Origin of the sequence: Streptomyces griseus subsp. griseus (genome assembly GCF_003610995.1) — a bacterium.
Taxonomy (GTDB): Bacteria; Actinomycetota; Actinomycetes; order Streptomycetales; family Streptomycetaceae; genus Streptomyces.
This window is the reverse complement of sequence record NZ_CP032543.1, coordinates 2,380,730-2,407,382: the sequence shown is the minus strand read 5'-3', so window position 1 is coordinate 2,407,382 and position 26,653 is coordinate 2,380,730. Positions and strand designations below refer to the sequence as shown.

At 71.4% G+C, this 26,653-nt stretch carries 18 protein-coding genes and 1 pseudogene; 7 read left to right on the top strand and 12 right to left on the bottom strand.

Annotated features, from left to right (window positions below):
* Window positions 1–153 precede the first annotated feature (153 nt).
* From D6270_RS10990 to D6270_RS10940, 11 genes are all read right to left on the bottom strand, one after another.
* The gene (locus D6270_RS10990) at window positions 154–1,011 is read right to left on the bottom strand and encodes an immunity 49 family protein (RefSeq protein WP_225976822.1); all 858 of its coding nucleotides are present in this window, start codon (window positions 1,009–1,011) and stop codon (window positions 154–156) included.
* Window positions 1,012–1,021: 10 nt separating this feature from the next.
* A complete protein-coding gene (locus D6270_RS10985; RefSeq protein WP_109165577.1) occupies window positions 1,022–3,988 on the bottom strand; it encodes a hypothetical protein in 2,967 nt (988 codons plus the stop codon).
* On the bottom strand, window positions 3,985–4,410 hold the full coding sequence (locus D6270_RS10980; RefSeq protein ID WP_109167496.1) for a DUF6507 family protein: 426 nt from the start codon (window positions 4,408–4,410) through the stop codon (window positions 3,985–3,987). The genes D6270_RS10985 and D6270_RS10980 overlap by 4 nt, the downstream gene beginning before the upstream one ends.
* A gap of 78 nt (window positions 4,411–4,488) precedes the next feature.
* Window positions 4,489–4,797, bottom strand: coding sequence for a pore-forming ESAT-6 family protein (locus D6270_RS10975; protein ID WP_370671774.1), 309 nt, complete (start codon window positions 4,795–4,797; stop codon window positions 4,489–4,491).
* Between the two features lie 49 nt (window positions 4,798–4,846).
* On the bottom strand, window positions 4,847–5,179 hold the full coding sequence (locus D6270_RS10970) for a hypothetical protein (protein ID WP_109165578.1): 333 nt from the start codon (window positions 5,177–5,179) through the stop codon (window positions 4,847–4,849).
* Between the two features lie 131 nt (window positions 5,180–5,310).
* Window positions 5,311–6,735: a DUF6177 family protein gene (locus D6270_RS10965; protein ID WP_109167497.1), complete on the bottom strand. Its 1,425-nt coding sequence runs from the start codon at window positions 6,733–6,735 to the stop codon at window positions 5,311–5,313.
* Window positions 6,736–6,805: 70 nt separating this feature from the next.
* Entirely contained in the window at window positions 6,806–10,792 is a 3,987-nt protein-coding gene (eccCa, locus tag D6270_RS10960; RefSeq protein ID WP_109165579.1) for a type VII secretion protein EccCa, read from the bottom strand.
* Between the two features lie 76 nt (window positions 10,793–10,868).
* The gene (locus D6270_RS10955; RefSeq protein WP_109165580.1) at window positions 10,869–12,011 is read right to left on the bottom strand and encodes a MinD/ParA family ATP-binding protein; all 1,143 of its coding nucleotides are present in this window, start codon (window positions 12,009–12,011) and stop codon (window positions 10,869–10,871) included.
* A 55-nt stretch (window positions 12,012–12,066) separates the two neighbouring features.
* Complete coding sequence (gene eccD / locus D6270_RS10950) at window positions 12,067–13,410, bottom strand: type VII secretion integral membrane protein EccD (RefSeq protein WP_109165581.1); 1,344 nt, start codon at window positions 13,408–13,410, stop codon at window positions 12,067–12,069.
* Between the two features lie 143 nt (window positions 13,411–13,553).
* Complete coding sequence (locus tag D6270_RS10945) at window positions 13,554–13,823, bottom strand: hypothetical protein (protein WP_109165582.1); 270 nt, start codon at window positions 13,821–13,823, stop codon at window positions 13,554–13,556.
* A gap of 86 nt (window positions 13,824–13,909) precedes the next feature.
* Entirely contained in the window at window positions 13,910–15,505 is a 1,596-nt protein-coding gene (locus D6270_RS10940; RefSeq protein ID WP_109165583.1) for a PucR family transcriptional regulator, read from the bottom strand.
* A gap of 132 nt (window positions 15,506–15,637) precedes the next feature.
* On the opposite strand from D6270_RS10940, the gene D6270_RS10935 reads away from it, so the two are divergent.
* The 3 genes from D6270_RS10935 (at window position 15,638) to D6270_RS10925 (ending at window position 19,898) form a co-directional block, all read left to right on the top strand.
* Window positions 15,638–17,113: a sodium:solute symporter family protein gene (locus tag D6270_RS10935; protein WP_109165584.1), complete on the top strand. Its 1,476-nt coding sequence runs from the start codon at window positions 15,638–15,640 to the stop codon at window positions 17,111–17,113.
* 125 nt (window positions 17,114–17,238) lie between these two features.
* The gene (gene speB / locus D6270_RS10930; RefSeq protein ID WP_109165585.1) at window positions 17,239–18,219 is read left to right on the top strand and encodes an agmatinase; all 981 of its coding nucleotides are present in this window, start codon (window positions 17,239–17,241) and stop codon (window positions 18,217–18,219) included.
* Entirely contained in the window at window positions 18,216–19,898 is a 1,683-nt protein-coding gene (locus D6270_RS10925) for a thiamine pyrophosphate-binding protein (RefSeq protein ID WP_109165586.1), read from the top strand. The genes speB and D6270_RS10925 overlap by 4 nt, the downstream gene beginning before the upstream one ends.
* A gap of 85 nt (window positions 19,899–19,983) precedes the next feature.
* On the opposite strand, the gene D6270_RS10920 is transcribed toward D6270_RS10925, so the two are convergent.
* Window positions 19,984–20,400, bottom strand: a complete 417-nt coding sequence (locus tag D6270_RS10920; protein WP_109165587.1) for a helix-turn-helix domain-containing protein — start codon at window positions 20,398–20,400, stop codon at window positions 19,984–19,986.
* A 433-nt stretch (window positions 20,401–20,833) separates the two neighbouring features.
* Between D6270_RS10920 and D6270_RS33955 the strand changes: the two are divergent.
* From D6270_RS33955 to D6270_RS10900, 4 genes and pseudogenes are all read left to right on the top strand, one after another.
* A pseudogene (locus tag D6270_RS33955) lies at window positions 20,834–22,179 on the top strand (ABC transporter ATP-binding protein); the annotation flags it as partial.
* A gap of 75 nt (window positions 22,180–22,254) precedes the next feature.
* Window positions 22,255–24,474, top strand: coding sequence for an ABC transporter ATP-binding protein (locus D6270_RS33950; RefSeq protein WP_413251963.1), 2,220 nt, complete (start codon window positions 22,255–22,257; stop codon window positions 24,472–24,474).
* 96 nt (window positions 24,475–24,570) lie between these two features.
* Window positions 24,571–24,996 carry a hypothetical protein gene (locus D6270_RS10905; protein ID WP_376201784.1) on the top strand — a complete coding sequence of 142 codons (426 nt, stop codon included), beginning with the start codon at window positions 24,571–24,573 and terminating at the stop codon, window positions 24,994–24,996.
* A 123-nt stretch (window positions 24,997–25,119) separates the two neighbouring features.
* Window positions 25,120–26,607, top strand: a complete 1,488-nt coding sequence (locus tag D6270_RS10900) for a S28 family serine protease (RefSeq protein ID WP_109165589.1) — start codon at window positions 25,120–25,122, stop codon at window positions 26,605–26,607.
* Window positions 26,608–26,653: the final 46 nt, after the last annotated feature.

The window sequence follows — 26,653 nt, the reverse complement described above, 5'->3', positions numbered from 1 at the left end:
AGATCCAATGAGGCGACCCGCCCGGCCCCCGTGAGTATCTGGAGACGAGCGCCGAGGTGATCGTCTCCGGCGCCTAGGCTCCTTTTTCCTCACTCAAGGCATGGGCCGGGTATCAGGCGCCGCCAATCAGATATGAAATGACGCGACTTCTGGTCATGTAGGAAACTCGCCCGGCCAATCCCGTTCCAGAAGGGCAATCGGAAGGTATTCGGACTCCACCTCCACAGGGAAAGAGGCGTCGTATGCCAGACATGCCACGGCCAGAGGCGGAAGGGCAACCAGGCCGGTTGCCTGGAGAGCATTGTCCTCTGTGCTCCAGTAATCCTTGTGCCATTGGACGGCATCAGTCATGGCCCTGTTGAAGCCGACGCGATCTTCACGGACAAGGCGGTGAAACATTTCCATGGGCGGATAGAGGAGTTTTGCCACCGTCTCAGGGGCGCCGATGCTGTCCCTTCGGGGATCCGTGCCATCGATCGCTGCCACCAACGTGGCACCCAGGTCAGGGCCCCCGAGCCAGTATGTTTGCAGCGTTTCCACCCAGGAGTAGACGAATTCGTCGTAGGGCGCCCCGGACTCCCTGAGCAGGGACACCGGCACCTGGCACAGCGCAGTCAGTCGCTCCTTCTCCCTGCAGACCACCGAGAGGTAGAAGGCCGTCAGCCATGTGCCTGCGTGTGCATAGGCTTGTGGCCCCGTGGCTTGTAGCGCCCGGTCCTTCTCCGCGATGCGGCAGCTGACTTCGCCATCCGTCGCCGTCGCGGTGGCAAAAACTGCAGAGCCGACCTGCATGGCGTTCACCCACGCCTTCCAGGTGGACAGCTGGGATGCCTCGGTGTCCAAGAGGCAGTGTGACTTCGCGAGGGTGAGCGACAGTTGAAAAGCGTCGCCCAGCCGGGTGGAGTCAGCCTCCAGTCCCTCGATCAATGATTCCGAGCTGTTCTCAAGCACGGAGAGTCCCGCTGCTGCATTTTCTGTTGGAAAGGGGTGGCGGGAAATGGTGGCCGTCACGTGCTTCTCCTCAGAAGATCTTGAAATATTTCATCTGGGCCCCAGCATACTTGCCCGGGTTTTCTGAGGCTTGAACGAGAACGTACTGCAAGGTCTTATTCTTGATTGCTGTGCGTATCTCCTGGGCGTACTTGGCGTCGACCGGTGAAGTCAGGGCGCGCGACTCCATGTCGGCGACGATGGTACGGACGTATTCCAGGGTGCCCTGCCTCACCATGGTGCCACTGTCGAGATCGCCGTTTCCTCGGCGCCAGTCCAGGTCGCCCTTCGGGCCCTTCGCCTCGACGACGACCAGTTTGCCGTCTTCGGTCCGCCAGAGTTGGTCGAACCTCTTGGAGCCGTTGGGGGTGCTGGGAAGGTCGGTGACCTCCCGAGCCCCTGGGAACTCCTGGAGCATCATGTGGCGGCGGGCTGCCTCCTCGCCCAGGGCTTCCCCGAGCTTGCTGTTGTTCGGCACTCCTTCCCCGACCGTCGCATCGAACCTCGCCTGTGCGTCGGAGAGTTCACGGGCGTTGTCCACGGAGGTGTCGACCTTGTAGTTCTCCTTGGCGGCGGTGAGCTCCATGCCTGCCCGGCGCTTCGCCGAAACGTCGTCCAAGTGGTTGAGGTCGTCGCGACCGACGGTGTCACGTCCTCGGTGGGCGGGCTCCAGTCGGTAGCTCTCCGGATTGGCGTACGGCAGGTCGTCCGCTGCCATCCAGCCGCCCCCTTGCCGTCGGGCGAGCTTGGGCAGAAGCTGCCCGTCGACCTCCCGACGAGAATTCTCTCGACGGCCTATCTCGTCGTAGTTCGCCTTGAACCAAGATCCGCCTTCGTTCGCCAGTCGTACGTGCTCGCGAGTGATCGCCGCACGCTGCTCAGGAGTTCGCTCACCGGGAGGTACGTCACGAGCCGCCTCGAACTCCGCGATCGCCGCACTCTCCTCAGGAGTTCGGGCGGGGATGTCGCTGCTACGTGCACCGGTATCCGCTCCCACTGCGCCGGGGGCCCAGCCATCGGCTGTGGAGCTGTCCGGCGAGCCATGGCTGTGCTCTGTCGAGGGGACTTCCGACCGGCTGCCGCCGGTACCAGTACCGTCCGGGCGGGGTGAACCGGGCGTTCCGTTGTCCAGGTTGTTCGTCGGAAGATGGTCGCCCGGGCCGCGCGGGAAGCCGCCAGGTGTGCTGTGGTCCAGGCTGTTGGCCGGCAGGTTGTCCGGGGCCGATCCGCCCGGAAGGTGGTTGCCTTTTCCGCCCGGAGTCTTGTCCGCGCCCATGGTCTCCCCGCCCGTACGGCCCGCGTCGTCGCCGAGCCGTCCCGCGTCGGCGAAGTCGGAGCCCAGGCGGATGCTGTCCCCGCCGCCGGTGTGGGCGCCCGCACCGACCAGCGCCGACTCCTCGGCGGGCGTGCGGGGCAGCGGGGTGTCCGTGTCGGTCCTGACGGGGGCGCCGTCGGTCGGGGTCCCGTCGGGAGCGGCGGAGTGGTGCTGTTTGAGGGTGCCGTCTTCCTTGAGGATGTTGCCCTCGCGGTCGAGGTGGACGAGGTTGCCGTCCTGGTCGGTGCCGCGGAGGGTGCCTTCCGGCAGCGCGGTGGTGCCCTCGGGGAGTTTGAGGGCGCCCTCGGGGATCGGCAGGGAGCCTGCGGGCGGGGCCATGCCGTCGGGGAGGCGGACCACGCCGTCGCCCAGGTCGACCGCTCCGGCGGGGACGTCCATACCGGCGGGAAGTTTGACCGCGCCCTTCGGGACCTCGAACGCGCCGTCCGGGACCGCCGCGCCCTCGGGCAGGTGCAGGGTGCCGTCGGCCAGCTTGAAGCCGCCGTCCGGGAGCGTGATCGAGCCGGGCGGAAGGGTGGGGATCTCGATGTTGCCCATGCCCTTGAGGCCGGCCATCACATCGCTGATCTTCGTCAGGCCTGCGCCCGCGCCCTTGAAGAGGTACGTCATCGGGTCGATGACCCGGCCCGCCTTGCCCGCGAAGGAGAGGGCCTTCGCCGCGAGCGCCGCCTTGCCGCCGCCCGCGACAGCGCCGCCCGTGCCGCCGGTGAAGACGGTGGTCACCACGTTGAACGTGACCGCGCCCGCCGCGCGCGAGGGGTTCTCGCTCCACTGGTCCCAGGCCAGCAGCGCCTTGCCGGTCTCCTTCATCGCGGTGCGCGAGTCCCTCAGCCACGAGGGCAGCTTGTCCTCAGGCGTCAGCCAGAACGCCCCAGCCAGAGGGGTGCTGGAGATCAGGAGGCCTGTGCCCAGCTTGGCCAGGCCCGTCCAGGCCTGCTTCATGGCGTCCCAGCCGTCGGTGCCGACCAGGGTGCCCAGGCCCTTGATCGTGCCCCAGACGCCGTCGACGACGAGGCCCTTGCCGAAGTCCCAGAGATGTTCGTGGATGTGATACCAGGGCGTCGACTCCTTGACCGGGTCGCCCCAGGGCAGACCCTTGGCGTGCTTCAGGGCCTCGGCGTCGTAGCCGTACATGCCCTTGCCGCCGGAGCCGTCGTCCACCTTGAGCTGCGTGCCGCCCGGCACCAAGGAGACGATCTTGTTGTGACAGGCGCGCTCCACCGCCTGGAACGCCGCCCAGGTCTCGGCGATCTCCGCGCGGCGGTTGTTGTTCTCCTCGACCAGGTCACCGTCCTCGCGCCACTTGTCGTCCGCGTTCACCTTGACGAGGAAGGCGCCCGCGTCCCGCTTGAGCTGCTTCAGCTTCTCGACCAAGGGGTGGGCGTCGTCCGAATAGGTACTCAGGGCGCTGGTGATGGTGGCCAGGTCCGACTTGAGCGAGGCACCGCGGTCGGCGACCGGTTTCGTCGTCGCGAACAGCTGGTCGGCCTCGGGCGCCTGGTAGAAGGCCTGTAGGCCACCGAAGCTGCTGTGGACGTCGGCCGCCGCCGAGGAGATCTTCTCCCCGTCCCGGGCCAGCTCGGTCACTTTCGTGTCCAGCAGCGCGAGATTCCCGGTGAAGACCGGTATGCCCTCCAGGTTGACCGGTTGGTTCTCGCTCACTTGCCGGCCCTCATGTCCTTGAGCAGGTCCAGACGGACCGATCTCGCCGCGTCCTGCGCCTGCTTGGCCGTGTCGAGGTCACCCTCGACGTACTCGTTGGTTGCTGTCGCCGCCCCGAGCACCGCCGCCTGGATCCGCTCCGCCATCGACTTCAACTGACCCTGCCGCGCTTGCGCGTACTGCCCCAGAGCGGCCGCCACCGGGCCCATCGCGGCCTGGGACAACGGCGCCTGCCCCGGTGCCACCGGACCCTGCAGCGGTGCACTCGCCGCGGTGCCCGGCACCGCCGTCCCCGCAGCCTGCGCCGCCTCGGACAGGTCCGTCATGAACGCGTTGAGCGCCTTCTCCAGGTCACCGGCGTGCGTGCCGACGACCTTCAACTGACCCTGCACACCCTGCGGCTTGATATCCCACGCCGTCACCGACGCCCCACCCCCGTACTTCCTGGTTCCCTGGAACAGGCTCCGGACCACCCGTCACCGGCTCACACCGGCTCAGCGTCAGCCGATGCCGTCGACCGCCGCCTTCGCGCGCGCCAGCGTCTGCGAGGCGGTGCCGTCGTTCTTCTCCAGCGTCGTACGCAGCAGCTGGATGATGTTCTTGACCTCCTGCGAGGTCGCGTTCCACCGCAGTTCCTTGCCGTGGTACTCATCGGCCACGCCGTCGGCTGCGAAGTCATTCATCGCCGCCTTCACCTGCGTGTCACGTGCCGTGATCACCTGCTCCAGCTGGGCGATCACCAGCTGGATGTTGCCCTGGACCTCCGTCGAGGCGCCCGTGTCGTACGAACGCCGGTCCGTGCTGCCCATCAACCATCACTCCCCGTGGTGAAATCCGAAATTCTGTGGTCCGGCAGGCTCAACGGCCGCCGAAACGCGCCGCGTCGAAATTGGCCGAAGCCATCTGCGTCTTGGCGTTCTCGCCCTGCTCCTGGTCGCCCGAGCCGAACGCCGCGTCCATCCCGGCCTGGCCGCCCAGGATCCCGGACAGCGAGGCGTTGAGCGCCGCGGTGATCTCGTCGGAGCGGTTCTTGAAGTCGTCGAACGCGACCTTCCCCGCTCCGTTGAACTTGCCCTCCAGCGGCTCAGCCGCCGCGATGAGCTGCCGGATCAGCGTCCCCAGGTCCGTGCTCGCGCCCTGTGAATGCGAGATCAGCGTGGAAAGGACCGAGGTCCCCATGTCGAACTTCATCGTCTTCCCCCAACACCTCGAACGAACGCATGAGTGTTCGGATTCATGTCTATCAATCCTTGCGTCACGACTGCAATCTGCAATCGGCCAGAGTGGAGTTATGGCCAACCCATGACATCGAACACCTCGTCCTACGCACCCTTGAGGTGGCGCATCAGCCGTTCGTACTCCTGCCAGCCCGACAGGTCCGAAGGGTCGCCCGGCAGCGGGTAGTACAGCGCCGGCCGGGTCCTCGGGCCCAGCGTCACCGGCTGTTCGGCCAGCGGTGTGCGGCGGGCCCGGTCTCCCGGCAGCGTGCGGACCTCCTCCGCGCCGAGCACGAAGGCCAGCGGAACCCCGGGTCCCTCGAAGCGCGGCGGAACGGCCACATCGCGTCGCGCTTTGCGAAGCTGTACGAGCATCGACTGGAGGTGGTGGCGGGTGGCGAGCGCCTCGGCGGCGGCGGGCAGGGCGTCCAGGGGCAGTTCCTCGCCGGAGCCGGAGCCGTAGCCGAACGCGAGCGTGACGTGTTCCTCCACCCCCGCCTCCGTACGCGTGATCCGCACGGTGGCGATGCCCGGCCGGTCCCGGTTGCCGACGACGACGAACCAGGTCGGCTCCGGTGCCCGCTCGTGCGCCATATCGGTCAGCCGACGGGGCGACCACGGAAGGGTCGCCGGCTCCGACGTGCCCCAGCCGGCCGGCGGTGCGCCCGTCAGCTCCCGCCACACCGTCTCCAGCCCGCCGCCCAGCACCAGCCGGTCGTCCGCCGGGTGCACCATGCGGAAGGTCAGGGCGAGTTGGCGTTCGCCGGTGTCGTGGACCTCCTGGAAGGTGGCCGCCACCGGAGTGCGCGGGTCGTCCTCCGTCGCGTCGGGCGAGGCGACCGGGGCGAACATGCCGTCCTGCCAGCGGAGCACGGCGCCGGTGAGGCCGTCGTAGTAACCGTCCCGCTCGTCCCGCACGATCCAGCGCGACGGCCAGCCGCCCAGAGTGTCCTGTACGGCGGGGGAGAGCGTGGCACCCGCCGGGCTGACGATCTGGAGCCCGAGGCCCGCCTCGGCCGCCGCCCGGAACGCGTCGGAGAGCCATGCCGTCATCGCCACCACCGGGCGGTCCTGGATGACGACCGCGACCCGCTCGGTGAGGACGTCGATCGCGGGCTGCGCGGCGGCGGGCTCCGGCGCGACGCCCACGCCGTCCGTCCTGACCACGGCGAGCGAGCCGGCCGCGTCCGGAGGCCAGGCGGAGCCGCCCACCAGTGAGGCGAGCCGGGCCGCGAACGTGCCCGCGAGCGCTTCCGCCTCCGCGACGCCCGTGGTCGCCCGTGCCTCCGTCCACCAGTACGGGACCGGGGGCGCCGTGGTCCCGAGCAGCCGCTCGGCCTCGCCCTCGACAGAGACCAGCAGCGGCGCCTCCACGGAGACGAGCGGCCGGCCCTCGGGGTCGCAGAGCTGGATCACCGCGCCCTCCCCGCGGGCGCCCACCAGCTTGTCCGAGCCGCCGGAGAGCAGGCCCGCCAGTACGGCCCACGGGTCGGGCATCTTGGAGGTGAGGGCGATGACGTCCTTGGTCATGGGGTGGTCGTCCGGTCCTTCGTGGTTCTGGGTCGGTGGTGGGCGGTCGTGGTCCCGGCGGCGGGGCACGTCATCTCGGCGCGTACACCGTCTGGATCAGGCGATTGGGCTGCCCTCTGCGGACGAACACACCTCGGCCCGGAGCCTGTTGGGAGGCGTAGACGCCCGGGAACAGCTGCCCCTCGCTGCGGTCGCCCGTCATCAGCAGCGCCGAGGCGCCCGACTCCCGCAGCCCCTGCACCAGTGGCTCGTACATACCCCGTGACGCACCGGCGACCCGGCGCGTCAGGACGAAGTGGAGGCCGATGTCGACCGCCGAGGGGATGTACGGGAGGAACGCTGCCAGCGGGGACTGTCCGGCGGTCGTGAGGACGTCGTAGTCGTCGACCAGCACGACGATCCGCGGCCCCTTGCCCCAGTTGCCGGGCTCCAGGTCCTCCAGGCGGGCGTTCTCGTCGGGCAGCCGCTTCTCCAGCTCGGTGGCGATGCCCGTCGAAAGGCCCATGCACAGCTTGGGGTTGTAGGCATATCCCCCGTTGAACTCCTCCGGGACCACGCCGCGCAGCGAGCGCCGCGGGTCCATCACCGCGAACACCAACTCGTCCTCGCCGTAACGGTCGACGAGGCCGTGCGCCACGGTCCGCAGCAGGTTCGTCTTGCCGCATTCACTGTCCCCCAGCACCAACAGGTGCTGGTCGTGCTGGAACAGGTCGAGCGTTACGGGCGCGAGCGCCGACTGGTCGAGCCCGATCGGTACGCGGGTGGGCTCTGCTGCCGGGCCCGGCAGCGAGTGGGGCTCCAGAATGTGCGGCAACACCCTGACGGGCTGTGCCACTTCGCCGCTCCAAGTGGCCCGCACCGAGCGAGCCGTGCGTTCCAGAACCGCCCCGAGATCCGCCGTGTCCGCGACCCCGTCCGTACGCGGGAGGGCCACCTGGGCGAAGAGCTTGCCGTCGGTGAGGACGCGGCCGGGCTCGTCGGGCGACAGGGTCTCGGCGAGCTTGCGGTCGATGCTGGACTCGCTGGGGTCGTTCAGCCGGAGCTCGACGCGGGTGCCGAAGTTCGACTGGGTGGCGATCCGTACGTCGTTCCAGCGCAGCATGCCCGCGACCACGTGGACGCCGTAACCGCCACCGCGCTTGAGGATGTCGGCGATCGCGTCGTCCAGCTCGTCGAAGTCGTCGCGCAGCGCGCCGAATCCGTCGATGACGAGCAGGATCTCGGCCGACGCCAGCTCGGGCAGCCGGCCGGCCGCGTGCAGGGTGCGCAGCTGCTCGACCGAGTCGATGCCGTGCTCCCGGAAGAGGTCTTCGCGAAGCGCGAGCATGGTGCGGACCTCCTCGACGGTGCGGGCCGCCCGCTCCCGGTCTGCGCGGCCCGCGATGCCGCCGACGTGCGGGAGCCCCGAGAGCGCCTGGAGACCGCCGCCGACGAGGTCGAGGCCGTAGACGCCGACCTCGCGCGGGGTGTGGGTCAGGGCGAGGGAGAGGACGAGGGAGCGCAGGAGCGTCGTCTTCCCGGACTGCGGGCCGCCGATCACGGCCGCGTGGCCGCCCGCCACCGTGAGGTCCAGGAACCACTGGCCCTGCCACTGCCTGGCCGGGTCGTCGAGGAGGCCGACCGGGACGCGCAGGGGCCTGCCCGATGATCCGGCCCCCGCGAGCCGCATGCCGCGCGGGCCGATGTCCAGCGGTCCCGCGACGGTGTCCAGGGCGGTGGCGGTCGGCAGCGGGGGCAGCCAGATGCTTCGTACGGGCGGTGCGGTGCCGGTCAACTGGTCTACCATGACGCCGAGTTCCGTCGGGCCCGTCTCGCGGCGGCGCGAGGCCGGTTCCGCGGTGTGCCGCACCTCGTCCGGTCCGGCCAGGGTGTTGAACGCCTCGTACGGCAGCGCGAGCGGGCCGGTCTCCTCGGCCGCGGTCCTGCGCACCGGACCGCGGTAACCCCCGGACACGTAACCGGCCTTGAAGCGGGCGTAGTGGCTCGTGTCGACCTTCAGATAGCCGAAGCCGGGCAGCGGAGGGAGGTGGAAGGCGTCCGTGGTGTCCAGCACCGTACGTGACTCGTCGGCGGAGAAGGTCCGCAGCCCGAGCCGGTACGAGAGGTAAGTGTCCAGCCCCTTGAGCTTGCCGCCCTCGATGCGCTGGCTGGAGAGGAGGAGGTGGACGCCGATGGACCGGCCGATGCGGCCGACCGAGAGGAACAGGTCGATGAAGTCCGGCTTGGCGGTGAGCAGTTCACCGAACTCGTCGATCACCACGAACAGGTGCGGCAACGGGTCGAGGTCCGGCCGCTTCTCGGCCCGCAGGGCCGCGTAGTCCCCGATGTCGGCGACGTTCCCCGCGTCCTTCAACGCCTGCTGTCGGCGCTTGACCTCACCTGCGAGGGAGGAGTGGACCCGCTCGACGAGCCCCGCCTGGTTCTCCAGGTTGGTGATGACCCCCGCCACGTGCGGCAGGTCGGCGAACGGTGCGAACGTCGCCCCGCCCTTGTAGTCGACCAGCACCAGCGCCAGGTCCTCCGGCGGATGCGTGGTCACCAGGGCGAGGACCAGGGTGCGCAGCAGCTCCGACTTTCCCGAACCGGTCGCGCCGACACAGAGACCGTGCGGGCCCATCCCCAGCTCGGAGGATTCCTTGAGGTCCAGGAGCACCGGCTCGTGGGAGTCGCTGATGCCGATCGGGACACGGAGGAAGGCACGTTCACCACGGGGCGCCCACAGCCGGTCCAGATCGAGGCGGGCCACGTCGTCGATGCCGAGCATCGCCGCGAACTCCACCGGCCCGGAGAGCGGCGCGTCGGCCAGTGACTCGGCGGAGAGCCGCAGCGGCGCGAGCATCCTGGCCAGCCCCTCGGCGAACGGGATCCCTGCCTCGTCCACCGTGCCATGCGCCTCCAGCGGTTCCGGCGCTCTGAGGTCCTCGATGGCCACGTCGGTGCCGTCGACGGTGATCCGTACGCTCACCTGCCCCGGCTCCTGCACCCGCTGCTCCAGCAGGTGCAGCACGGTGACGCCCATCTCGCTCAGGCCGACGGCGTCGTCCGGGCGCGGCAGGTCGACGGCGTCGTCCCCGTGCCCGTCGGTGACGACGACCAGCCGGGAGTTCAGGGAGAGCGCGTCCCGCCCCGCCAGGCCGCGGCGGACCTCGGCCGCGTAGGAGGCCCGACGGCGCAGCTCCGGGCCGAGCTGCCGGGCAAGCTGAGGGGCCGACGGGGCGATCCGGCGGGCGGCGACCGGGCCGTCGGACTGCTCGGTGTCGAGCAGATGCGGCAGCCACTTCGCCCACTCCCAGTCGCCCATCCGGTCGCCGGGCGCCGCCAGGGCGATGGCCACATCATCGGGGGCGTGCAGCGCGGCGGTCTGGACGATCAGCGCGCGGGCCACCCGCAGGCAGTCCTCGCGGGGCCCGATCACGCTGACGTTGCCGATCCGGTCCAGCGGGACGGTGAGCGGCAGTTCGGTGCCGTTGCGGAACCGCTTCACCAGCGCCGATGCTTCGTTGAGCATGAACAGGTCGGGCGGCGTGAGCACCGACGACCCCGGTTCGGCTATCTGCAGATCACGTACGGGCATCTCGCCCGTGCCGACCCGCACCCGCAGGAAGTCGTCGTCGACCCGCCGCCGCTCCCAGAGGCGCGCGGGGTCGCGCACGATGTCGTACAGGGCGTACGGCGGCGGGTTCAGCACGTCCGCCCGCTCGCGTCGCTCCCGCTCCTCCGCCGACAACTCCTCGCGCAGATCCTCCACATAGGAGAGATAGGCCTCGCGCTGCGTACGCCGGGTGCGCTGGGCCTTGCCCCGCTGCGAGAAGAGCAGGGCCACGGAACCGATGACGGTGACCACGAGGATGAGCGCGCCCAGCGCGGCGAACTGGCTGTTGCGGACGACCGTCATCATCACGACGGACGACATGACCCCGGCGACCGGCAGCAGCGACATCGCGATGTTGCCCGCCTTCCCCTCGGGGAGGTTCGGCGGGGCCTCGATGGTGCGGGGCGTGGACGCGGCCGGGGGGCGGGTGGTCCGGGCGGGGCGGTGGATCAGGCGGGTGCTCATCGGCCTCGTCCGGCGTTCGCGGTCGGCACGTGGTTCGTAGCGCGGTTCACGACGTGGTTCCTCGACGGCATCGGGGTCACCGGCGTTTCTGGGAGAGCTGGAAGACCTCGGCGGCGAGCCGGGTGGCGGCCAGCCGCGTCGGCCGGGCGAGCAGTTCGGTCCGCAGGACGCCACCGGCGGCCAAGTGCCGGTCGTACGGCAGGACATGGACGCCCGCGCCGGTGGACCGGAGCTTCTCGGCGGCCGCCTCGACGTCGATCCCCGGGCGTGCGACCGTGCTGGAGAGCACGACGACCGTTCCGTCGATCATGTGGCGGGGGAGCCCCTGCATCCATTGCAGTACGGCGTACGTGCTCGTGACGCCGTCGAGGGTCGCCGGCGCGGCCAGCACCCGGGCCTGGGAGGCGGAGAGCGCGACCCGGGCGACCTCGGCGGGCAGCGTCTCGCAGTCGACGACCGTCACCCCGAAGTAGCGGCGCAGCGCCACCATGACCCGTTCGTACGCCGACGTGTCCAGCATCGCCCCGATCTGTCCCTGGCTTCCCGGCAGGAGCCAGGCGTTCTCGGGGAGCTGGACCAGGTAGCCGGTGACGTCGAGCAGCGACATCTGAGGCTCCACGATGTCCGCCAGATCGGCCGTGGTCCAGCGCAGCGTCTCGGCGCCCAGCCGCAGCGGCAGTGAACCGAGCGCCGGGTCGGCCTCGACCAGGAGGACCGGGTCCTGCCGGTAGTGCGCGTACGCCGTGCCGAGCAGGGCCGCCACCGTGGTCTTGCCCGCGCCGCCCCGGATGGAGGTGACGGCGATCTGCCGCCCGGTCGTGACCGGCTGCTGGAGCGTCCCGGCGGTCCGGGTCAGCTCGGCGACCTCGCGCGCCGCCGAGGAGGAAACGATCCGGCGCACCGCCCGGGTGGCCCGTACGGCGACCGGCTCACCCCGCTGCGGGCGGCGTGCCGTACCGCTCAGCATGCTGTCCACCACGGCTCGCGAATCGGGAGCCGAGGGGCGGCGGGGGCGAGGCGGTGCGGGTTTCCGCCGGAGCACGGGTGCCTGCTGGGGCGTGGAGGCCGGCGCGGGTATGCGTTCCGCTCCGGAGGCCTCCGCCGTGGGTGGAGCGGGTGGTACGGGCGCCGATGGGCCGCCGGGGCCCGCCGCGGGCGGCCCGGACGCGCCCCTCAGGTCGCGCAGTACATCGCCCTGCCAGTTGTCCCCGTTCGGCATGTCTGCCTTTCTCCTCCGCCGCGCTGCCCCGAACCGGAGCACGCGCGCACCCGTCTCAGAACTTGTCGAGCAACTGGCCGTACACGCCGAACACCCCGACCGCGAGCGGGAACAGCCCCACCATGCCGATGGACTCGACCAGATCGGCGGTGCGCCGCAGCCGCACCCGTACATGCTCGGGCGGCTCCACGGAAAGGGCCAGCAGGGGCAGCAGCGCCGCCACCCCGAGGACGACCACCGGCCCCGCGCCCCCGGCGGCCTGCTCCATCCACAGCATCACAAGCCGGACGACGAGGACCGCCGCAGCGGCGAACAGGGCCACCACCTCGGCCACCAGAGGGAACGCGCGGGCCCTCGACAGGAGGACCACCGCGACCACCGAGGGCAGCAGCACCGTCCACACGGTCGGCCGCGCGGACAGGGTGAGCAGCCAGCCCGCCGCGGTCGCCGAGACCGCGGTGACCACGGTCGCGAGGGCGAGACCGCGGTGCGTGGCGGCCAGTGCGTTGGAGACGTCGTGGCGGCTGACCGACACCCCGCCCGACCGCCGGTCGTCGAGCGCGGTGAGCCCGGACGCCATCAGCGCGAGCCGGGGCAGCAGGCCGAGCAGCGCCACGGAGAGGACGGCCATCACCGCGCCCAGCCGGGCAGGATCCGACTCCACCGCGGCGACGGCCTCCCACACGGCGGTGACAACGCCCGTGGCCCCGGCCCCGATGAGGCCGCCGCGGCCCAGCGGGGAGAAGAGCCCCAGCAACAACAGCGCCAGGGCCACCGAGGCCGCCACCGCCGCCAGTCGGGCCGGGCCCGACCAGCCAAAGGCGTCGGCGGCGGTCCAGGCCGTGAGAATGCCGAGGCCACCGGAGACGAACAGCAGCGCGGTCGCCAGCCCGCGGTTGCCCGTGCCGATCCGGGCGCAGAGCGCGCCCCCCACGACAAGGACGGCGGTGACGGCCGCCAGCGCACCGGCCAAGGTGTCCAGCGGGAACTCGCGCCGGGCCAGCAGCGCGGCGACCACCGAGAACGTCACGGTCGACGCCCCCGCGGCGACCCTGCGCGCGGCCGGCCGCCAGCGCCAGGCCTGCAGATCGAGGGTGTCCGCCACCTGGTCCGTGACGTCGTGCACCACCGGGGCGGGCGGAGCGGCGTGGATCCTGACCAGCCGGAGCACGGCGCCGTCGCTGATGCCCGCCGAGGCCAGGGTGCTCTCCTGCGGCAGGGCTGAGCCGTCGGAGGTGATCAACTGCCTGGTCAGCGGCCGCGAGGCGGCCCGGTCGTCCAGCAACTGCAGGATGTCCGGCAGTAGTTGGCCGATGGGAGTGTCCGACGGCAGCACGATGTCGGCCCGGCGCCGCTCACCGACCAGGGTCACGCGGCTCAGTTCCGAGCGGGACGTCATTGCTGTGCTCACCACTTACGGAAACCTATCATCGCGATTTTCCGAGCTTTCGGGCCAATTGACCAATAAGGCACTGTGCGCTCTTTCCTATCCCTGATAGGGAATGCGGTGCGGTGCTCGCCGAAGGATCTTCCGGGCACGCCCTAATGCGGCGTCTGGCCGTACTGCTGAGCCTGTCGCTGCTGCTGTTTCTGCTGCTCGGCCTTCTGCTTGTCCAGGGTGTGCTGGAGGAAGGACCACCCCACGCACCCCGCACAGAGCACGGCCGTGATCGCGATCCCCGCGAATACCTTGCCGAGCCGCTCGTCCGCCGTCCGCCGCGCGCGCTCCACGCCGAACAGCAGGGCGTCCCGCATCCGGCGCCGGCGTACCCCCACGGACTCCAGCAGCTGGCTGTCGTAATCCCTTGCCATGCGATCCCCCTTTGCCACTGCAACATAAGGCATGGCCGAGCGAGCCGTACACCTCAGGGCCCCTTTCGGTGCGGCCCGCCGCGCCGCTACTCCCGCCGCAGTGCGAACCACAACTCCGCCCGCACATCCATGTCGTTCAGGTCCATGTCCAGCAACTCCGCGCACCGCCCGATGCGCTGGCGGACCGTGTTGCGGTGGACGGCCAGGGCCACCGCCGTGCGGTCCCAGCTGCCGTGCAGGGAGAGCCAGCAGCGCAGGGTGTCGGCCAGGGGTGGGGTGAGGGGGGCCAGGAGGGTGCGGGCGTGGGCGGCGGCCTGGTCGGGTGGGATCAGGGCGGCCAGGCCGGTGACGGGGGTGTCCATCTTCAGGGGGGTGCGGGTCGCCTCCGCGTGGGACAGGGCGCGGGCCGCTCCGAGGTCGGCGGTGGTGAGGGCCGACGGTGGGGTGGGGGTGGAGATGCCCAGGGTCCAGCCCGGTTGTGGGGGCACGGCGGGGGGCCGCGGGGATGCCGGGGGCTCCTCGCGGGGGGCCTTGCCGCCGGCGGCCGGGTCCCGGGGGTTCTGGGGCCCCTTGCCGCCGCCCGGTTGCCGGGGCGTCTCCCGGGTGGTTGCCGGGAGCAGCACCCGTACCGTGTCGTCGTCCTCCCGGCCCGCGTCCACCAGCGCCGAGCCCAGCGACGCTCCCAGCGCCGCCGCCGTCAGGGCGTCCGCCTTCGTGCCGTCCGTGCGGCGGGCGTGGATCACCGTCCAGGGGGCGCCGGTCCCTGGAGTGCCGGCCGTGCCGCCTCCGTCCAGCAGGGGGGTCACCTCGGCAGGCGTCGCGCCGAGCAGCAGTCGTACCAGCGCCGCCGAGCGGTCCGCCGCGTCCGCGCCCTGGTGCGGGGCGGTGAGCAGGGAGAGCAGGACCACCGCGATGCCCGCCACCGTGTGGTCGCCCGCCGCCCGGTGTGAGGTCGCCAGAGCCAGGGCGAGGCCCTCGCCGCCGCCCAGTGCGTACGCCGACAGGTGTGTGTCGCCGTGGGTGTCCGTGGCCGACGCGGGGGAGCCGGGGCGTTCGCGGGCCACCACGCGGGCCAGGCGTGCCAGTGCTGCCGCCGTCTCCGGGGGCGGGCGGCGGCCCGCCGCGTGGACCTCCTCGCCCCGTGCCGTCAGCAGCACCGCTCGGCCGCTCAGCTGCGTGGCGAGCTGGTGGAGGACCGCCGGTACGGGGTCGGGGCGGGCCGCCGCCGTCGCCAGGGCCTGCTGGGCGCGGGTCACCCGGCGCAGCTCCCGGTGGCGGGCCTCCGCCATCAGCCGCCACACCGCCCGCGCGATCGTCATGAACGGGGTCTGAGGCGGCACCTCCAGCAACGGCAGCCCGTGCCGGTCGCACGCCACGATCAGCGCTTCCGGCACCGTCTCGTGCACCGGCCGCACCCCGAAGCCCAGCGCCGCCGCCCCCGCCTCCACCAGCCGGCCGACGTAGTGGTCCGGGTCCGTCAGCAGCACCCCGGCACTCAGCAGCAGCTCACCGCCGAGGAGGTACGGGTAGGGGTCGGCCATCTCCGAGGTGTGCACCCAGAGCAGCTCGGCATCGGCCGGGCCCGCGATCCGGCGCAGGCCCAGGTCCTTGCTAGCCAGGAGTTCGGCGAGGGGGATCGGCGGGGCGGGAGGGCCGGGGGAGTGCGCGGGAGGCGTCGGCATGGATGGTTCGTCCGTTCTCGGTGGTGAGAGTGGAGGAAACGTACACTTCAATGCCGCCTTTCGGCCACCTACCGTCTTCCTCGCACCTGCACCACCCGCACTGCACCTGTTGCGCGAGACGGAGGGAAGCCCATGGCTGTCGACTACGCCGTGATCGTCGTCTACCTGGCCGGCATGCTCGCCATGGGCTGGTGGGGCATGCGCCGCGCCAAGTCCAAGAGTGAATTCCTGGTCGCGGGCCGCCGTCTCGGGCCGGGGATGTACTCCGGCACCATGGCCGCCATCGTCCTCGGCGGCGCGTCCACCATCGGCGGCGTCGGGCTCGGCTACAAGTACGGCCTCTCCGGGGCCTGGATGGTCCTCACCATCGGCCTCGGGCTCCTCGCGCTCTCCGTCTTCTTCTCCGCCCGCATCGCCCGGCTGAAGGTCTACACCGTCTCCGAGATGCTCGACCTGCGCTACGGCGGACGGGCCGGGATCATCTCCGGCGTCGTCATGTGGGCGTACACCCTCATGCTCGCGGTCACCTCGACCATCGCCTACGCCACCATCTTCGACGTCCTCTTCGACGTGAACCGCACGGTGGCCATCGTCCTCGGCGGCACCATCGTCGTCGCGTACTCGACGCTCGGCGGCATGTGGTCGATCACGCTGACGGACATGGTCCAGTTCGTCGTCAAGACCATCGGGGTGCTGCTGCTCCTGCTGCCCATCGCGGTGGTCAAGGCGGGCGGCTTCAGCGAGATGAAGGCGCAACTGCCCACCGAATACTTCGACCCGCTCGGCATCGGCGGCGAGACGATCTTCACGTACGTGCTCATCTACACGTTCGGCATGCTCATCGGGCAGGACATCTGGCAGCGCGTGTTCACCGCGCGCAGCGACCGCACGGCGCGGTGGGGCGGGACGGTGGCGGGGACGTACTGCCTCGTGTACGCCATCGCCGGAGCGGTCATCGGCACCGCGGCCAAGGTGATGTACCCGGACCTGGCGAGCTCGGACGCCGCCTTCGCGACCATCGTCAAGGACGAGCTGCCGATGGGGGTGCGGGGGCTGGTGCTGGCCGCGGCCCTGGCCGCCGTGATGTCGACGTCGTCCGGTGCGCTGATCGCCTGCGCGACCGTCGCCAACAACGACATCTGGTCGCGGCTGCGGGGGGCCGTGGTGCGGAGCGGGGGCGGTGATGAGCCGCATGACGAGGTCAAGGGGAACCGGGCGTTCATCCTCATCATGGGGATCGCGGTCATCCTCATCGCCATCGCCCTGAACGATGTGGTGGAGGCGTTGACCGTCGCGTACAACCTGCTGGTCGGCGGGCTGCTCGTGCCGATCCTGGGCGGGTTGCTGTGGCGTCGCGGTACGGCGGCGGGGGCGCTGTCGGCGGTGTGCGTGGGGGGTCTCACGGTGGTCGGGCTGATGGCGTACCACGGGATCCTCGCCAACCAGCCGATCTACTACGGGCTGCTGTCGTCGCTGGCCGTGTACGTGGTCGTGTCGCTGGCCACGCCGCCTACGGACGCGGCTGTGCTGGCCGCCTGGCGCGAGCGGTTGGCGGGGCGCGGATCCAGCCCGTCCGGCGCCTCCACCACCAGCTCGTCCGGCGGTTGAGGGCGGAACCCCCGCTCCGGGGCCGGCGGGCGCAGAAGATGTCCTCGACCGCCGGACGGACCGGGTTCGCCCACCGGACCCCGCACACTTGACACGTACGAAACCGAAGGAAAGGCACACCCTCCATGAGCAGCACCGAATCGCCGCGCGGCCCCGTCGACTCCTCCCGCGTCCCGCGGTACGCCGGGCCCGCGACGTTCGCCCGGCTGCCCCGGCTCGACGAGGTCGGGCGGGCCGACGTCGCCGTCGTCGGCGTGCCCTTCGACAGCGGGGTCTCCTACCGGCCCGGCGCCCGCTTCGGCGGCAACGCCATCCGTGAGGCCTCCCGGCTGCTGCGCCCCTACAACCCGGCCCAGGACGCCTCCCCGTTCGCCCTCGCGCAGGTCGCGGACGCCGGGGACATCGCGGCCAACCCGTTCAACATCAACGAGGCCGTCGAGACCGTCGAGGCCGCCGCCGACGACCTGCTGAACACCGGCGCCCGCCTGATGACCCTCGGCGGCGACCACACCATCGCCCTGCCCCTCCTGCGCTCCGTCGCCAAGAAGCACGGGCCCGTCGCCCTGCTCCACTTCGACGCGCACCTGGACACCTGGGACACCTACTTCGGCGCCGAGTACACCCACGGCACCCCCTTCCGCCGGGCCGTCGAGGAGGGCATCCTCGACACCTCCGCCCTCTCCCACGTCGGCACCCGCGGCCCGCTCTACGGCAAGCAGGACCTGACCGACGACGAGAAGATGGGCTTCGGCATCGTCACCTCCGCCGACGTCATGCGGCGCGGCGTCGACGAGATCGCCGACCAGCTCCGCCGGCGCATCGGGGACCGGCCGCTCTACATCTCCATCGACATCGACGTCCTGGACCCGGCGCACGCCCCCGGCACCGGCACCCCCGAGGCCGGCGGCCTCACCTCCCGCGAGCTGCTGGAGATCCTGCGCGGCCTCTCCTCCTGCCGCCTGGTCTCCGCCGACCTGGTCGAGGTGGCGCCCGCGTACGACCACGCCGAGATCACCTCCGTGGCCGCCTCGCACACCGCGTACGAGCTGACGACGATCATGTCCCGCCAGATCGCGGCGGAGAAGCAGACCGAGGACGCCAAGTGAGCCACGACCACGACGACCGGCCGCAGCTCACCGCCGCGCAGGCCGCCGCCGTACTGAACCCGCCGGCCGGACGCAACGGCGGTGACCTCGTCGTCGAGTCCCTCCAGGGGCTCGGCGCGACCACCGTCTTCGGCCTGCCCGGCCAGCACGCGCTCGGCATGTTCGACGCGCTGCGCCGCTCCTCGCTGCGGTACGTCGGACTCCGCGTCGAGAACAACGCCGGGTTCGCCGCCGACGCGTACGGCCGGATCACGGGGGAGGTGGCGCCGCTGCTCCTCTCCACCGGGCCCGGGGCGCTCACCTCGCTCGCCGCGCTCCAGGAGGCGGCCGCCGCCTCCGCGCCCGTCCTCGCGATCTCCAGCCAGATCCCCACGGCGGGCCTCGGCGGCGGGCGCCACGGGTATCTGCACGAGCTGCGCGACCAGCAGGCATCCGTCCGGGACATCGTGAAGTCCGTGCACACCGTGCGCGCGGCCTCGCAGATTCCGTCCGCGATCGCCGCCGCCTGGGAGTCCGCGCTGACCGCCCCGCACGGGCCGGTCTGGGTGGAGATCCCGCAGGACGTACTGCTCGCGGAGACGACCCTTCCCGTCGTCAGCGCCATGGACGCCACCCCGCGCGAGCTCTACCCGCGCCCCGAGCTGACCATCGCCGCCGCCCATCTGCTGTCGAACGCCGAGCGGCCCGTGATCATCGCGGGCGGCGGAGTCGTCCGCTCCGACGCGTCCGGCAAGCTGCGGGCGCTGGCCGAGAAGATCGAGGCGCCGGTCGTCACCACCTTCGGCGGCAAGGGCGCCTTCCCCTGGGAGCACCCGCTCTCGCTGCGCTCCTGGCTGGAGGACCGGCACACCACCGACTTCCTGGAGGACGCGGACGTCCTGCTCGTCGTCGGCTCGGGGCTCGGCGAGCTCTCCTCGAACTACCACACCTTCCGCCCGCGCGGCCGGGTCATCCAGATCGAGGCGGACGCCGGGAAGCTGGAGTCCAACCACCCCGCGCTCGGCATCCACTCCGACGCCCGCGAGGCGCTGTCCGACCTGCTGGAGGCCGTGGAGCGGCGCCAGGACGCGGGGGCGGCGGAGCGCGTCGGCACGGTGCTGGAGAAGGTACGGGCCCGGATCGACGCCCAGGAGCTGACCCTGGAGCGGCAGGTCCTCGACGCCGTACGCGAGGCGCTGCCCGACGGGTCGCCCAGCTTCTGGGACATGACGATCCTGGCCTACTGGGCCTGGTCCGCGTTCGACGCGCGGCGCCCCAACACCATGCACTCCGCCCAGGGCGCGGGCGGCCTCGGCTACGGCTTCCCGGCGGCCATCGGCGCCGCCTCCGCCGACCCGACGACGCCGGTGCTCGCGGTATCCGGGGACGGCGGCGCGATGTACTCCATCGCGGAGCTGGCCACCGCGCGCCAGTACGACCTGCCGCTGACGTGGCTGATCGTCGACGACGGGGGCTACGGCATCCTGCGCGAGTACATGACGGGCGCCTTCGGCGAGACGACCGGCACCGAGCTGTCCCGCCCGGACTTCGTCGCCCTGGCCGAGTCCTTCGGCGTACCGGCCCTCCGTACGACACCGGAGTCGCTCGCCGCGGACCTGGGCAAGGCGCTGGCGGCCCCGGGGCCGTCGGTCGTCGTGCTCCCGGCCCTGCTGCGGATGTTCGAGCCGACGCATCTGTAGGCCGCGCACCCGTGGGCCCGCGCATCGGCAGGCCGCGGGTCCGTGGGGGCCGGGGACGGACCCCCCGGCCGCGGGCGCGGCTGCCTCACCCCGTGGCCGCCGTCCTCTCCGCGCCCGCGTCCGCCCCGGGGGCGGACGCGGGCTCCGTGGCGGCGTCCTCCGGTGCGGTTCCGTCGAGGTCGGTGAACGTCGCGCGGATGCTGCTCCCGAACAGTTCCATCCGGAACACCGCGTCCATGGCACGGGCGAGCCGTGCCGGCAGCGGCGGGGTGGGAACCGTACCGCCGAGCTCCAGCTTCGAGAGCTGCGGCTGTGTCATACCGGCGCGCCGGGCCGGCTCGGTCTGCGAGAGGCCGAGGGCGACCCGCCGGTCGTGCACGGCCTGTCCGAGGTCGAACGCGAAGGAGACCTCCTCGCGCCGCCGCTCCACCTCGGGATCCTCGGCGATCCCCTGGGCGACCTCTTCGTCGCGGGCGGGCTTCCAGCGTGCGTGGCTGACCATTACCGCTTCTCCTTATCCTCGTCGGCTGTGCGGGTGTACGCATCGTGAGCCGGTGCGTGCTCGGTCTGGCAGACCACCTCGGCGCGCTTGGCACGGGCGACCTCGGCCGTCTCCCGCCGCCGGGTCTTGCGGAAGACGGTGAGCAGAACGATTCGGCGATCCGGTGCGAGCCAGTAGGGAATCCGGGTCGCGACTCCCCTCGGCGGTTGTCGTGGGTTCCGGGGGCGCCCCGTTTGTTGCGGAGGGATGAAATCCGCCTCCCGCCGTGTTGGTGCCTTCCGGAAGACCAGGTGCAACAGGCGGATCAGCGGACAGGCCGGGAGGCAATCGCGTGACGGGTGCGGAGCAGCAGGGGTGGGGCCGACGGCTGACCGGGTACGCGTGGCGGTACCGGCGCAACGTCGTGCTCGCGCTCGGCTCCTCGCTCGCCGGGATGGCCGTCATGGCGCTCGTCCCGCTGATCACCAAGGTGATCATCGACGACGTCGTCACCGACCACACCCGCTCGCTCGCCGTCTGGACCGGCCTCCTCCTCGGCGCCGCCGTCCTCGTCTACATCGCCACCTACATCCGCCGCTACTACGGCGGCCGGCTCGCCCTGGACGTCCAGCACGACCTGCGTACGGACATGTACACCACGATCACCGGGCTGGACGGCAAACGGCAGGACGAGCTCTCCACCGGGCAGGTCGTCGGCCGCGCCACCAGCGACCTCCAGCTCATCCAAGGGCTGCTGTTCATGCTCCCGATGACCATCGGGAACGTCCTGCTCTTCCTCATGTCCCTGGTGATCATGGCGTGGCTCTCCCTGCCGCTCACCCTCGTCGCCCTCGCCGTCGCTCCCGCCCTCTGGGCCATCGCCCGCCGCTCCCGCAAGCGCCTCTTCCCCTCCACCTGGTACGCCCAGGGCCAGGCCGCCGCCGTCGCCGGGGTCGTGGACGGGGCCGTCTCCGGGGTCCGGGTCGTCAAGGGGTTCGGGCAGGAGGACCAGGAGACCGGGAAGCTCCGCGAGGTCAGCCGCAGGCTCTTCGCCGGGCGGCTGCGCACCATCCGGCTGAACTCCCGCTACACCCCCGCCCTCCAGGCCGTGCCCGCCCTCGGCCAGGTCGCCATGCTCGCCCTCGGCGGCTGGCTGGCCACCCGGGGCGAGATCACGCTCGGCACGTTCGTCGCCTTCTCCACCTACCTCGCCCAGCTCGTCGGCCCGGTCCGGATGCTCGCCATGGTCCTCACCGTCGGCCAGCAGGCCCGTGCCGGTGTGGAGCGCGTCCTGGAGCTGATCGACACCGAGCCCTCCATGACGGACGGTACGAAGGTGCTGCCGGCCGACGCCCCGGCCGGGATCGAGTTCGACGACGTACGGTTCGGCTACGACGAGGAGCGGCCGGTCCTCGACGGGTTCTCGCTCACCGTCGAACCCGGGGAGACCCTCGCGATCGTCGGCGCCTCCGGCAGCGGCAAGTCCACCGTCTCGCTCCTGCTGCCCCGCTTCTACGACGTCTCCCACGGCGCCGTCCTCATCGGCGGCCACGACGTCCGCGAGCTGACCCAGGCGTCCCTGCGCTCCGCCATCGGGCTCGTCCCGAGGACAGCTTCCTCTTCTCCGACACCGTCCGCGCCAACATCGCCTACGGCTTCCCCGACGCCACCCAGGACCAGATCGAACAGGCCGCCCGCGCCGCCCAGGCGCACGGGTTCATCACCGAGCTGCCCCAGGGGTACGACACCACCGTCGGCGAGCACGGCCTCACCCTCTCCGGCGGCCAGCGCCAGCGCGTCGCCCTCGCCCGCGCCATCCTCACCGACCCCCGGCTCCTCCTCCTGGACGACGCCACCTCGGCCGTCGACGCCCGTGTGGAGCACGAGATCCACGAGGCCCTCAAGCAGGTGATGGAGGGCCGCACGACGCTCCTCATCGCCCACCGCCGCTCCACCCTCCAGCTCGCCGACCGCATCGCCGTGCTGGACGGCGGGAAGCTCGCCGCGCTCGGCACCCACGCCGAGCTGGAGCGCACCTCCCCGCTCTACCGCCGTCTGCTCACCGACCCCGACGAGCTCGGCGGCACGTCCCCGGGCCACCGCCCGGCGCGCGGCGAGGCCGACCCCGACGGCGACCGGGCCCTCCAGCGGGAGCTGGACGCCGAGTTCGACGCCGAGCGCGGCATCACGCCCGAGCTGTGGATCCGCAAGGAGGAGGAGCGGGACGCCTCCGTCGCCGGGATGCCCGCGAGCCCCGAGCTGCTCGCCCAGGTCGAGGCCCTGCCGCCCGCCACGGACACCCCGCAGGTCGACGAGGCGCGGGCCGTGCGGCCCGAGGACTCCTACGGGCTGCGCCGGCTGCTGCGCGGCTTCGGCGGAGCCCTGCTCATCAGCCTGGGGCTCGTCGCCGTCGACGCCGGGATGGGCCTGCTGCTGCCGGTCCTGATCCGGTACGGGATCGACGAGGGCGTCAACCAGGTGGCGATGAGCGCGGTGTGGGCGGCCTCCGGGATCGCCCTGGCCGTCGTGCTCGTCCAGTGGGTGGCCCAGACCGGCGAGATCCGGATGACCGGCCGCACCGGTGAACGGGCCCTCTACTCGCTCCGGCTGAAGATCTTCGCCCAGCTCCAGCGGCTCGGCCTCGACTACTACGAGCGCGAGCTGACCGGCCGGATCATGACCCGGATGACCACGGACGTGGACGCGCTCTCCTCGTTCCTCCAGACCGGCCTGGTCACCGCGTTCGTCTCCGTCGTCACCTTCTTCGGCATCATGGTCGCCCTGCTGGTCCTGGACATCCAGCTCGCCCTGGTCGTGTTCGCGACACTGCCCGTACTGATCGTCGGCACCTTCTTCTTCCGCCGCAGCAGCGTCAAGGCGTACGAACTGGCCCGTGAGCGCATCAGCGGGGTCAACGCCGACCTCCAGGAGTCCGTCTCCGGTCTCCGTATCGTCCAGGCCTTCGGCCGCGAGCACGACGGCGCCGCCCGCTACGCCGAGCGGAGCGACAGCTACCGCCAGGCCCGGGTACGCGGCCAGTGGCTGATCTCGGTCTACTTCCCGTTCGTCCAGCTGCTGGCCTCGGCCGCCGCGGCCGCCGTGATCATCGTCGGCGCGGGCCGGGTCGACAACGGCACGCTGACCGTCGGCGCCCTGGTCGCCTACCTCCTCTACATCGAGTTGTTCTTCGCCCCCGTCCAGCAGCTCTCCCAGGTCTTCGACGGCTACCAGCAGGCCACCGTCTCCCTCGGCCGCATCCAGGAGTTGCTGCGCGAGCCCACCTCCACCGCCGACCCGGACGAGCCGCTGGACGTGCTCTCCCTGCGCGGCGAGATCGCCTTCGAGGACGTCTCCTTCGCGTACGGGGACGAGGAGGAGGCCCTCACCGGCGTCGACCTGCGCATCCCGGCCGGCCAGACCGTCGCCTTCGTCGGCGAGACCGGCGCGGGCAAGTCCACCCTGGTCAAGCTGGTCGCCCGGTTCTACGACCCCACCAGCGGGCGCGTCACCGCCGACGGCACCGATCTGCGCCGCCTCGACATGACCGCCTACCGCCACCGCCTCGGCGTCGTCCCCCAGGAGGCGTACCTCTTCCCCGGTACGGTCCGCGACGCCATCGCCTACGGGCTGCCCGACGCCACCGACGCCCGGGTGGAGGCCGCCGCCCGCGCGGTCGGCGCGCACGACATGATCGCCACCCTGGAGGACGGCTACCTCCACGAGGTCGCCGAGCGCGGCCGCAACCTCTCCGCCGGGCAGCGTCAGCTCATCGCGCTCGCCCGCGCCGAGCTCGTCGACCCGGACATTCTGCTCCTCGACGAGGCCACCGCCGCCCTGGACCTCGCCAGCGAGGCCCTGGTCAACCAGGCCACCGACCGGCTCACCGGCCGCCGCACCACGCTGGTGGTCGCCCACCGGCTGACCACCGCCGCCCGCGCCGACCGGGTCGTGGTGATGGACCAGGGCCGCGTCGCCGAGGACGGCACGCACGAGGAGCTGCTGGCCAGGGACGGCCGGTACGCCCGGCTGTGGCGCACCTTCATCGGGGAGGACATCGGCGAGGGCATAGGGGAGGACGAGCCGGCGGGCGTCTGAACCGGCCCTTCGAGCCCGCCCGCGCAACCTTGCGGCGGTCTGCCGCGTCGTAGCCAGGGACGCTCAGGTGGGTACGGATGTCAGGTGGGGGCAAAAGTGTTCGACGCGGCGGCGGGGACCTGGACAGCACGGCGGCGGTCCCGGCGCGAGGGGGCGGCGGCGCGTCTCCTCGTCGTACCGTTGCTGGCCGGTCTCGTGCTCCTCATCGGCGCCCCGGCCACCGCGGCCCAGGCCGCGCCCGGCTGCTCCGGCCGCCCGGCGAAGACCGTCGCGTTCGCGACGGGGGAGCTGCGCGTCTACAAGAGCCGCGCCCACGCGTGTGCCGTCGCCGTCGCCAAGAAGCCGGGCAAACGGCGGGCGATGAGCGTCACGCTCCAGCCGCGCGGCGGACATGTGGTCCGGGACAGCGGCTCGTTCACGCAGATGGCCGGTCCGGTGACGGTGAACGCCCTCAACCGCTGCGTCCGGGCCACCGGGACGGTCGCCGGGAAGTCGGCCTCCACCGGCTGGATCCTGTGCTGAGCGCACCGTAGGACCCCGTAAGGGAAACGCGTGAGGAACAGGGACACGCGCAACGGGGTCTGGCGCTCGGCGCATCGCCCTCGCTAAGTTCACGGCGACTGTTGTGAATCAAGGGGAGGGTGCATGCGCAAGGCGCTCACAGGGGTTCTCTCGCTCGCGGTGCTGATCGGCACGGTGGGAGCGGCGGGAGCCTCGGCCGGTGCGGCCACCGCCGCGGAGCCGGACGCGAAGCAGGGGGGTGCCGCCGCCGTACGGGGCGGCGAGGCGGGCACCGAGGACATCAAGGACCGCATCCTGGCGATCCCGGGGATGAGCCTGATCGAGGAGAAGCCCTACGCCGGATACCGCTACTTCGTCCTCAACTACACCCAGCCGGTCGACCACCGGCGCCCGTCCAAGGGCACGTTCCAGCAGCGGATCACCGTACTGCACAAGGACACCGCCCGTCCCACGGTCTTCGCCACCAGCGGCTACCACGTCTCCACCAACCCCAGCCGCAGCGAGCCGACGCAGATCGTCGACGGGAACCAGGTCTCCCTGGAGTACCGGTACTTCACCCCGTCCCGCCCGGCGCCCGCCGACTGGACCAAGCTGGACATCTGGCAGGCGGCCAGTGACCAGCACCGGGTGTTCACGGCACTCAAGAAGATCTACCCGAAGAAGTGGCTGGCCACCGGCGGCTCCAAGGGCGGCATGACCGCCACGTACTTCGAGCGGTTCTACCCGAAGGACATGGACGGGGTCGTCGCGTACGTCGCGCCCAACGACGTCGTCGACCACGAGGACTCCGCGTACGACCGGTTCTTGCGGAACGTCGGAACCAAGGAGTGCCGTGACAAGCTCCAGACGGTGCAGCGCGAGGCGCTGATCCGCCGGGCCCCGCTCCAGAAGAAGTTCGAGGAGTACGCCGCCGCCAACGGCCTCACCTTCAACACCCTGGGCTCCCTCGACCGGGCCTACGAGGCCGCCGTCATGGACTACATCTGGGCGTTCTGGCAGTACAGCATGCTCGCGGACTGCGCGGAGATCCCGGCCGACGCCAAGAACGCCACCGACGAGGTGATCTGGGACGCCGTCGACGCGGTCTCCGGCTTCTCCTTCTACTCCGACCAGGACCTGGAGACGTACACCCCGTACTACTACCAGGCGGGCACCCAGCTCGGATCGCCGGACATCAAGCAGCCCTGGCTCGGCGATCTGAGCCGTTACGGCTACCAGGCCCCGCGCAACTTCGTGCCCCGCTCCATCCCGATGAAGTTCGACCGGGGCGCGATGCGGGACGTGGACAGCTGGGTCCGGAACAACGCCCACCAGATGCTGTACGTCTACGGGGAGAACGACCCCTGGCGCGCGGAACCCTTCCACCTGGGGCGCGGCGCCAAGGACAGCTACATCTACACCGTGCCGGGCGGCAACCACGGCGCCCGCATCTCCGGCCTGACCGACGACCAGAGGGCGAAGGCCACCGCCGCGGTCCAGCGCTGGGCGGGCGTCGCCCCGGCGGCCGTTCAGGCGGACCCGGGCAAGGCGAAGCCGCTGGCGAAGTTCGACACCCGGCTGGACCAGCTGAACGGCGAGGTGGAGCGCGGGGAGGGCATCCTGCGCCCGTAGCGGCCTGGAGACGCTTGTGCCCGCCGGCTCCCCTTCGTACGGAGGA

What these genes read in the sequence shown, in the direction of transcription:
- D6270_RS10975 (WP_370671774.1), bottom strand. Translation starts at nt 4,797, where the DNA reads ATGGGCAGCACGGACCGGCGTTCGTACGACACGGGCGCCTCGACGGAG.
- D6270_RS10970 (WP_109165578.1), bottom strand. Translation starts at nt 5,179, where the DNA reads ATGAAGTTCGACATGGGGACCTCGGTCCTTTCCACGCTGATCTCGCAT.
- D6270_RS10965 (WP_109167497.1), bottom strand. Translation starts at nt 6,735, where the DNA reads ATGACCAAGGACGTCATCGCCCTCACCTCCAAGATGCCCGACCCGTGG.
- eccCa (WP_109165579.1), bottom strand. Translation starts at nt 10,792, where the DNA reads ATGAGCACCCGCCTGATCCACCGCCCCGCCCGGACCACCCGCCCCCCG.
- D6270_RS10955 (WP_109165580.1), bottom strand. Translation starts at nt 12,011, where the DNA reads ATGCCGAACGGGGACAACTGGCAGGGCGATGTACTGCGCGACCTGAGG.
- eccD (WP_109165581.1), bottom strand. Translation starts at nt 13,410, where the DNA reads ATGACGTCCCGCTCGGAACTGAGCCGCGTGACCCTGGTCGGTGAGCGG.
- D6270_RS10945 (WP_109165582.1), bottom strand. Translation starts at nt 13,823, where the DNA reads ATGGCAAGGGATTACGACAGCCAGCTGCTGGAGTCCGTGGGGGTACGC.
- D6270_RS10940 (WP_109165583.1), bottom strand. Translation starts at nt 15,505, where the DNA reads ATGCCGACGCCTCCCGCGCACTCCCCCGGCCCTCCCGCCCCGCCGATC.
- D6270_RS10935 (WP_109165584.1), top strand. Translation starts at nt 15,638, where the DNA reads ATGGCTGTCGACTACGCCGTGATCGTCGTCTACCTGGCCGGCATGCTC.
- speB (WP_109165585.1), top strand. Translation starts at nt 17,239, where the DNA reads ATGAGCAGCACCGAATCGCCGCGCGGCCCCGTCGACTCCTCCCGCGTC.
- D6270_RS10920 (WP_109165587.1), bottom strand. Translation starts at nt 20,400, where the DNA reads ATGGTCAGCCACGCACGCTGGAAGCCCGCCCGCGACGAAGAGGTCGCC.
- D6270_RS10900 (WP_109165589.1), top strand. Translation starts at nt 25,120, where the DNA reads ATGCGCAAGGCGCTCACAGGGGTTCTCTCGCTCGCGGTGCTGATCGGC.